This is a genomic window from Streptomyces pathocidini (assembly GCF_001418495.1).
GTDB classification, from domain to species: domain Bacteria; phylum Actinomycetota; class Actinomycetes; order Streptomycetales; family Streptomycetaceae; genus Streptomyces; species Streptomyces pathocidini.
The window spans coordinates 1-7,088 of sequence record NZ_LIQY01000543.1; the positions used below are offsets into that span (position 1 = coordinate 1).

The 7,088-nt window shown below is 72.5% G+C and carries 5 protein-coding genes; all 5 read right to left on the minus strand.

The window, feature by feature from the left end; translation table 11 throughout:
• Nucleotides 1-320 precede the first annotated feature (320 nt).
• Nucleotides 321-1,316, minus strand: a complete 996-nt coding sequence (locus AOK16_RS22280; RefSeq protein WP_055473953.1) for an ABC transporter substrate-binding protein — start codon at nt 1,314-1,316, stop codon at nt 321-323.
• Nucleotide 1,317: 1 nt separating this feature from the next.
• The gene (locus tag AOK16_RS22285) at nt 1,318-3,294 is read right to left on the minus strand and encodes an ABC transporter permease (protein ID WP_055473954.1); all 1,977 of its coding nucleotides are present in this window, start codon (nt 3,292-3,294) and stop codon (nt 1,318-1,320) included.
• Nucleotides 3,291-4,427, minus strand: a complete 1,137-nt coding sequence (locus AOK16_RS22290) for a quaternary amine ABC transporter ATP-binding protein (protein ID WP_079101658.1) — start codon at nt 4,425-4,427, stop codon at nt 3,291-3,293. Before AOK16_RS22290 ends, AOK16_RS22285 begins: the two co-directional genes overlap by 4 nt.
• On the minus strand, nt 4,427-5,980 hold the full coding sequence (locus AOK16_RS22295; RefSeq protein ID WP_055473955.1) for a GMC family oxidoreductase: 1,554 nt from the start codon (nt 5,978-5,980) through the stop codon (nt 4,427-4,429). Before AOK16_RS22295 ends, AOK16_RS22290 begins: the two co-directional genes overlap by 1 nt.
• A gap of 257 nt (nt 5,981-6,237) precedes the next feature.
• Nucleotides 6,238-7,088 (minus strand): aldehyde dehydrogenase family protein (locus tag AOK16_RS22300; RefSeq protein ID WP_157859309.1); only part of this gene is annotated, 851 nt, incomplete at its 5' end.

Below are 7,088 nucleotides of genomic sequence, written 5' to 3' on the forward strand. Positions count from 1 at the left end.
CCGGGGCTCCGCCCCGGACCCCGCTCCTCAAACGCCGGAGGGGCTGGATTTCCTCCGGCGGGGCCGGTTCTTCTCCGAGCGCCGAGGAGCGGGGTTTGCTCCGGAGGGGCTGGATTTGCCTCCGGAGAGGCCGGTCCTTCTCCAAGCGCCGAAGGAGCTGGGGTTGCTCCGGAGGGGCCGGGTTGGCGCCGGAGAGGCTGGGTTGGCGCCGGAAGGGCTGAGTTGGCGCCGGGAGGGGCCGGATTGCCTCCGAGCGCCCGAAGGGCAGAACCCCGGAAGGGACGAGCCCCGGAAAGCAAAACCCCGAAGGGGCCAGGCTTTCAGGACACCCATTCCTTCCAGACCTCCGGGTGGTCCTTGACCCAGCGCTCCGCCGCCTCGTCCGCGGGCAGTTTGTCCGCGGCAATCATCTCGGAGACCTCGTTCTGGTCCTCCTTGCTCCACGTGAACTTCCTGAGGAAGTCGGCGGCCTTGCCGCCCTTCCTTGCGAAGTCCGCGTTGAGGAACTTCTGGAGCGGGGTGGTGGGGTAGGCGCAGTCCACGGACGCGGGGTCCTCGGCGCCCTCGGCCCCACAGGCGTCCGTGTACTTCGGCAGCTCGACCTCGACCATCGGCACCTGGTTGAAGAGCCACTGCGGCTCGTACCAGTACGTCAGGAACGGCTTCTTCTGCTTGGCGAACTGCTTGATCTGGGTGATCTGCGCCGCCTCGGACCCCGAGAAGACCACCTGGTAGTCCAGGTCGAGGTTCTTCACGAGCGCCTTGTCGTTCGTGACGTACGAGGGTGAGCCGTCGAGGAGTTGGCCCTTGTCGCCGCTCTCGGCCGTACGCAGCTGGTCCGCGTACTTGTTCAGGTTCTTCCAGTCGGTGACGTCCGGGTGCTCGTCGGCGAAGTACTTGGGCACGAACCAGCCGATGTGGCCGGTGACGCCCAGGTCGCCGCCGGGGGCGATGGTCTTCTTGTCCTTGACGTAGCGCTGCTCCTGGTCGGGGTGGCCCCAGTCCTCCAGGATCGCGTCGATGCGGCCCTGGCTGAGCGCGTCCCAGGCGGGGATCTCGTCGACCTGGACGGTGTCGACGCGGTAGCCCAGCTCGTGTTCGAGCAGGTACTTGGCGACGCCGACGTTGGCCTGCGCGCCGACCCAGGACTGCACGGACAGGGTGACCGTCCGGGCGCCGGCCGCGTTGGCGTACGGGGACGCCTGCTTGGTCATGTCGGCCGCGCCGCAACCGGTGGTGGCGACCAGCCCCGTGAGGGCCGCGGCCCCGACGGCCAGTCGGATCAGTCGGGTTCGCCGGGTTCCCGTCTCGTACATCTCAGGCTTCCTTTCCCATGCGCCGCCGGGTCGTCGGCTGGGTCACCCGGTCCAGGACAAGGCCCAGGCAGACGATCGCCGCGCCCGCGACCAGGCCGGTCGCCAGGTCGCCGCGCGCGAGACCGGCCACCACGTCGTAGCCGAGCGCGCCGCCGCCGACCAGGCCGCCGATGATCACCACGGCGAGGACCAGGACGACGCCCTGGTTGACGGCGAGCAGCAACGCCGGGCGGGCGAGCGGCAGTTGGACCTGGCGCAGCTGCTGCCAGCCGGTGGCACCCATCGAGCGTGCGGCCTCCAGCGCCCCCGGGTCGACCTGCCTCAGGCCCTGGGTGGTGATGCGGACGACGGCGGGCAGCGCGTAGACGACGGCCGCGGCGACGGCCGGGGCGCGGCCGACGGAGAACAGCGCGACCACCGGGATCAGGTAGACGAACTGCGGCATCGTCTGGCACACGTCCAGCACCGGCCGCAGCAGCGTCTCCAGCCGGGGGCTGCGCGCGGCGGCGGCGCCGACGGCGAAGCCGAGGACGAGCGTGACGGCGACGGCCGCCAGGACCTGCGAGAGCGTGTCCATCGACGGCTTCCACACCCCGAGGACACCGATCGCGGCCAGCGCGAGGACGGCGGTCAGGGCGGTCCGCCAGGTGCCGATGAGCCAGGCCAGGGCGGCCACGACCAGCAGCGCGCCCCACCAGGGCAGGGCCAGCAGGCCGTCGCGGACCGGGTCGAGGACCCAGCGGGTGAAGTGGGCGGCCCAGTCGGCGGTGCCGCCGACGACGGGCACGCCGGTGTAGAGGTGGTCGACCATCCAGTCCTTGGCGGTGTTGACCGGCCGGGCGATGGCGACGACCCAGCTGTCCGGCCAGGCCTGGTGGCCCAGGGACCGCGCCGCGACAGCCACCAGCGCCGCGCCCGCGCCCGTGACAGCCCAGCCGCGCCGCCCGCGCAGCAGGGCCGGGCCCGCCGGCTCGGCGCCGATCCGCTCCCCCGCCGCGGCCGTGACCCGGTCCAGGACGACGGCCAGCAGCACGATCGGGATGCCCGCGGCGAGCGCCGCGCCGACGTCCACCGAGGAGAGCGCCTGGTAGACGCGGTCGCCGAGGCCGCCCGCGCCGATCATCGAGGCGATGACGGCCATGGAGAGCGCCATCATGATCGTCTGGTTGAGGCCGAGCAGCAGCTCCCTGCGGGCCAGCGGCAGCCGGGCCGTCAGCAGCCGCTGCCGGGCGGTGGCGCCGAGCGAGGTGACGGCCTCCATCACACCGCCGTCGGCGTTCCGCAGCCCGAGCGCGGTGAGCCGGGTCATCGGCGGCGCCGCGTACACGACGGTGGCCAGGACCGCGGCGGGCACGCCGATGCCGAAGACGAGGACGACGGGCAGCAGGTACGCGAAGGCGGGCAGCACCTGCATCGTGTCGAGCACCGGGCGCAGCGCCCGGTACACGCGGTCCGAGAGCCCGGCCGCCAGGCCCAGCAGCGCGCCCAGGACGACCGAGGCGAGGACCGCGACGACCATCAGCGCGAGGCTCTGCATGGTCGGCACCCACATGCCGAGCAGCCCGCACAGCGCGAACGCGGCCGCGGCCGTCAGCGCGAGCCGTACGCCCGCCACACGCCAGGCGATCAGCCCGGCGGCGGCCGTGACCCCGGCCCAGCCGAGGGCGAGCAGCACGAGGTAGACGGCGCGCACGGACAGCACGACGGTGTTGCTGATGTGGCCGAAGAAGTAGAGGAAGAGGGGGTGGCGGTCGCGGTTGTCGATGATCCAGTCGCTGGTTCTCGTCAGCGGCTCGGTCAGGTCGACGGTCAGCGCGGCGGGCCAGGTGCCGCTGTGCCACTGGGAGTTGGCGTACGGCACGAGGGCCGCCGCCGCGACGGCCAGCAGGACGAGCTTGACCAGGCCCCGGTGGCGTACGAGACCGCGCGCCGGGAGGCCGCGCGGGGCGGCGGTGGCCCCGACGGTGCCGGCGCTCATGCCGCCACCCCCCGCCCCGTGGGCGCGCCCGGGTCGCGCGGGCCCACGGGCTCCTCCGCCGTACCGGCGACGACCCCGAGCAGCGCCTCGTGGTCCACGACGCCCAGCAGCTTGCCGTCGGACATGACGCGCGCGGCCGGGTCGCCGGAGCGGGCGACGGCCTCGATGGCCTCGGAGACGGTCGCGCTCGGGGCGAGCGCGGGCCCGGTCTCGGACTCCCCGATGTCGGCGGGGCGCATGGCGCTGCGCACCGTGATGACCTGCTCGCGGGCCACGTCGCGGACGAACTCGCGTACGTAGTCGTCGGCCGGGGAGCCGACGATCTCCTCGGGCGTGCCGAGCTGCACGATCCGGCCGTCGCGCATCAGCGCGATCCGGTCGCCCAGCCGCAGCGCCTCGCTGAGGTCGTGGGTGATGAAGACCATCGTCCGGCCCTCCTCGCGGTGCAGCCGGATGACCTCCTGCTGCATGTCGCGGCGGATGAGCGGGTCCAGGGCGCTGAACGGCTCGTCGAACAGCAGCACTTCGGGGTCGACGGCGAGCGCCCGGGCCAGCCCGACGCGCTGCTGCTGGCCGCCGGAGAGCTGCCCCGGGCGGCGCCCCTCAAGGCCTTCGAGCCCGACCTTCGCGACCATCTCGGCGGCCCGCGCCCGGCGTTCGGCCTTGGCCACGCCCTGGATCTCCAGGCCGTAGGCGACGTTGTCGAGGACGGTGCGGTGCGGCAGCAGGCCGAAGTGCTGGAAGACCATCGCGGCGCGGCGGCGGCGCAGTTCGCGCAGCCGGGCGCGGTCCATGGCCAGCACGTCCTCGCCGTCGATGGCCAGGCTGCCGCTGGTCGGCTCGATGAGCCGGGTCAGACAGCGCACGAGCGTGGACTTGCCGGAGCCGGACAGGCCCATGACGACGAAGACCTCGCCCTTGCGGACGTCGAAGGACACATCGCGTACGGCGGCGGTGCAGCCGGTGCGCTCGCGCAGCTCGGCCGCGCTCAGGTCGGCGGCGGCGCTGCCGGGTACGCGGTCGGCCCTGGGGCCGAAGACCTTCCACAGGTTGCGTACGGAGAACACCGCCCGGTCGCCCCGATGGTCCTCGGTTCTTGCGCGGCTGTCGGTTCTTGCGCGGTTGTCGGTCATCACGCGTCACCTCCCGGTGCGGGTTTCCGGACAAGCAGTTCGGCGGCCTTCTCCCCCACCATCAGCACGCCGACCATGGGGTTGACGGCGGGCATCGTCGGGAACACGGACGCGTCCGCGATCCGGATCCCCGTCAGGCCGCGGACCCGCAACTCCGGGTCGACAACGGCGAGTTCGTCGGCTTCGGCGCCCATCCGGCAGGTGCCGGCCGGGTGGTAGACGGTGTGCGCGACCGAGCGGGCGTACGCGCTGAGCTCCTCGTCGGAGGTGATCCGCGGGCCGGGGCAGACCTCGCGCTTGAGCCAGTGCCTGAGCGGCTCGGTCTCGGCGATCCGCCGCGCGATCTTGATGCCGTCGACGAGGGTGTTGCCGTCGTAGTCGTCCTCGTCCGTGAAGTACCGGAAGTCCAGGGCGGGTTTGACGGCCGGGTCGGCGCTGGTGAGGTAGAGGCGGCCGCGGCTGCGGGGCTTGGGGATGTTCGGGGTCATCGACACGCCGTACTCGGGCTTCTCGTAGCCCAGCCGCTCCGGGTTGTCGGTGAACGGGATCTGGTAGAAGTGGAACATCAGGTCCGGGCCCGGGGATTCGGGGTCGCGCCGCAGGAAGAGCCCGGCGTCGGAGTCCATCGCGGAGTTCTCCGGGATCGGCCCGTCCGTCTCCCAGACGATGACCGACTCGGGGTGGTCGAGCAGGTTCTCGCCGACACCCGGCAGGTCGTGGACGACCGGGATGCCGAGGGCCTCCAGGTCCCGCTTCGGCCCGATACCGGAGTGCATCAGCAGCCGCGGGGTGTCGACCGCCCCGGCGCAGACCAGGACCTCGCGCCCGGCCCGTACGAGAATCTCCTCCCCGTCCTTGGTGCGGACGTGCACACCGGTCGCGCGCGTGCCCGCCAGCTCCAGCCGGTACGCCCAGGACTCCAGCAGGATCGTCAGGTTGGGCCGGTCGCCCGCCTCGATGTGCGGGTGGAGGTACGCGACGGAGGCCGAGGAGCGCTTGTTGTCCTCCGGGTGGTAGGCGAGGTCGAAGAAGCCGACGCCCTCGTGGAACGGCTTCTTGTTGAAGCCCTCCACGCGCGGCACGCCCAGCGCGTCCTGCGCCGCCTCGACGAAGTCGCGGGCGATGGCGTTCCGGTCCTTCTCGTCCACGGCCACGATGTTGTTGCGCAGCCGGTCGAAGTACGGGTCCATGGACGCCGCGTCCCAGCCCTCGGCGCCCGCTTCGGCCCACTCGTCCCAGTCGCCGGGCAGCGGCTTGAAGCTGATCAGCGTGTTGTGCGAGGAGCAGCCGCCGAGCACGCGGGCCCGGCTGTGCCGGATGTGGGAGTTGCCGCGCGGCTGGGGCGTCGTCGGGTAGTCGTAGTCGAGGTCCCCGCCGAGGAGGCCCAGCCAGCGCCGGAGGGTGAGGACGTCGGGCCGGTCGATGTCGCTGGGGCCGCCCTCGATGACGGCGACGGTGACGCCGGGGTCCTCGGTGAGCCGGGAGGCGATCACCGAACCTGCGGTGCCGCCGCCGACCACGACGTAGTCGTAGACGTGCGCGTTCTCGGGCATGGGGGGTGCTGCTCCTCTGCAAGGTGCGGTGCGGGTGCGGGCCTTGGTGCTGTCCTGGGTGCGGGGCCTTGGTGCTGTCCTGCCGTGAACAGACGGGCTGTTGGGCCATTCCTCGACTGTGAGCCGGGGTCTCGACTGCGAGCCGGGGTCTCGACTGCGAGCCGGGGCTTTTAGCTGTGGGGCCGGATCCTCGGCTGCGGGCTGGGGCTTCAGCCGTGGGCCGGGGCCTCGGCTCCTGGGGCCGCGTCCTCGGCGGGTCAGCCGGCGAACCAGCGGACGGGGCGCGGGTCGAGGTTCTGGTAGACGTGCTTGGGCTCGCGGTACTCGGCGAGCCCCGAAGGCCCGAGCTCGCGCCCGATCCCGGACTTGCCGAACCCGCCCCACTCGGCCTGCGGTACGTACGGGTGGTAATCGTTGATCCACACCGTGCCGTGGCGCATACGACCCGCGACGCGGCGGGCGCGGCCCGGGTCGGCGGTCCAGACGGCGCCGGCGAGCCCGTACTCGGTGTCGTTGGCCAGCGCCACCGCGTCGTCCTCGGTCTTGAAGGTCTCGACGGTGAGGATCGGCCCGAAGGTCTCCTCGCGGACCACGCGCATCTCGCCGTGGCAGTAGTCGAGGACGGTGGGCGCGTAGAAGTAGCCGGTGGCGGGCCGTACATCGGAGGGCGCGGGCCGCCGGCCGCCGCAGCGGACGACGGCGCCCTCCTGGCGCGCGGACTCGACGTACGCCTCGATCTTCGCGAGCTGCTGCGCGGAGACCAGCGGGCCGCACTCGACGCCGTCCTCGGTGCCGCGGCCGAGCCTGATCAGCTCGGCGCGGCGGGCGAGTTCGGCGACGAAGCGGTCGCGCACGGACTCCTCGACGATGAGGCGCGAACCGGCGGAGCAGACCTGGCCGCTGTGGATGAACGCGGCGTTCAGAGCCTGGTCGACAGCGGTGTCGAAGCCCTCGTCGGTGGCACAGGCGTCGGCGAAGACCACATTGGGGTTCTTGCCGCCGAGCTCCAGGGCCACCTTCTTCACGGTGGGCGCGGCAGCCTGCATGACCTTGGTGCCGCTGGCGAGGCCGCCGGTGAAGGAGACGAGGTCGACGCCGGGGTGCTCGG

Bases quoted from the DNA above. Each gene is read 5' to 3' on its own strand.
- AOK16_RS22280 (WP_055473953.1), bottom strand. From the start codon at position 1,316: ATGTACGAGACGGGAACCCGGCGAACCCGACTGATCCGACTGGCCGTC.
- AOK16_RS22285 (WP_055473954.1), bottom strand. From the start codon at position 3,294: ATGAGCGCCGGCACCGTCGGGGCCACCGCCGCCCCGCGCGGCCTCCCG.
- AOK16_RS22290 (WP_079101658.1), bottom strand. From the start codon at position 4,427: ATGACCGACAACCGCGCAAGAACCGACAGCCGCGCAAGAACCGAGGAC.
- AOK16_RS22295 (WP_055473955.1), bottom strand. From the start codon at position 5,980: ATGCCCGAGAACGCGCACGTCTACGACTACGTCGTGGTCGGCGGCGGC.